The 873-nt window shown below is 52.9% G+C and carries 1 protein-coding gene and 1 pseudogene; both read right to left on the bottom strand.

Going from position 1 to position 873, the window contains the following annotated elements; translation table 11 throughout:
* Nucleotides 1–448, bottom strand: a 448-nt coding sequence (locus tag ACWHAR_RS24835) for a phosphoribosylamine--glycine ligase (protein ID WP_452088151.1), incomplete at its 3' end; no start/stop codon positions are given.
* 13 nt (nt 449–461) lie between these two features.
* A pseudogene (gene purH, locus ACWHAR_RS24830) lies at nt 462–873 on the bottom strand (bifunctional phosphoribosylaminoimidazolecarboxamide formyltransferase/IMP cyclohydrolase); the annotation flags it as partial.

Here is an 873-nt window from a genome sequence, read left to right as displayed (position 1 = left end):
CGGCGGCAAGCCCGTCGGCTTTAATAACGATTGGAGCGCCTTTTTCCTCAACATACGCCTTTGCGTTTTCAAAAGATGTAAACGTTTCGTATTCTGCTGGCGGAATCTGGTATTTTTTCATAAGATCCTTGGCAAACTGCTTGCTTCCTTCAATCACAGCTGCATTTTTCGACGGTCCAAACACCGGAAGGCCCGCTTCTTCAAATGCATCAACAAGCCCTTCGATTAAAGGGACCTCAGGACCGACGATCGTCAGTCCGATATTGTTTTCCTTTGCGAAAGCGAGAAGCCCTTCGTGATTGCCTTCGTCAAGATCAACGAGTACGGCGGTCCCGGCCATTCCGTCATTGCCGGGCGCCGCATATACAGTGCCGACAAGAGGGCTTTGCGCCGCTTTCCAGGCGAGCGTGTGCTCCCTGCCGCCTCTGCCGATAATCAATACGTTCACGCTGGTCACTCCCTTAATGTTTGAAATGGCGGATTCCGGTGAACACCATCGCGATCCCGTATTCATCCGCTTTTTTAATTGAATCTTCATCACGAACCGAGCCGCCCGGCTGAATGATTGCCGTCACACCGGCTTTAGCCGCTTCTTCGACCGTATCAGGCATCGGAAAGAAGGCATCTGATCCGAGCGCGCTTCCTTTTGCTTTCTCCCCGGCTTGCTCAATTGCGATTTTCGCCGAGCCGACGCGGTTCATTTGCCCGGCGCCGACGCCGATCGTCATATCGTCCTTTGCCAGGACAATCGCATTCGATTTGACGTGCTTCACGACTTTCCAAGCAAGCTTCAGGTCAGCCCATTCCTGTTCGGTCGGCTCCCTTTTCGTCGGAATCGTAATGTCAGCGTCGTCAAAGCCGTGCATATCCAGA

The organism is Bacillus sp. LR--39 (assembly GCF_053613335.1).
The sequence above is the reverse complement of the archived record's forward strand: the minus strand, read 5'-3'. Positions and strand labels throughout refer to the sequence as shown.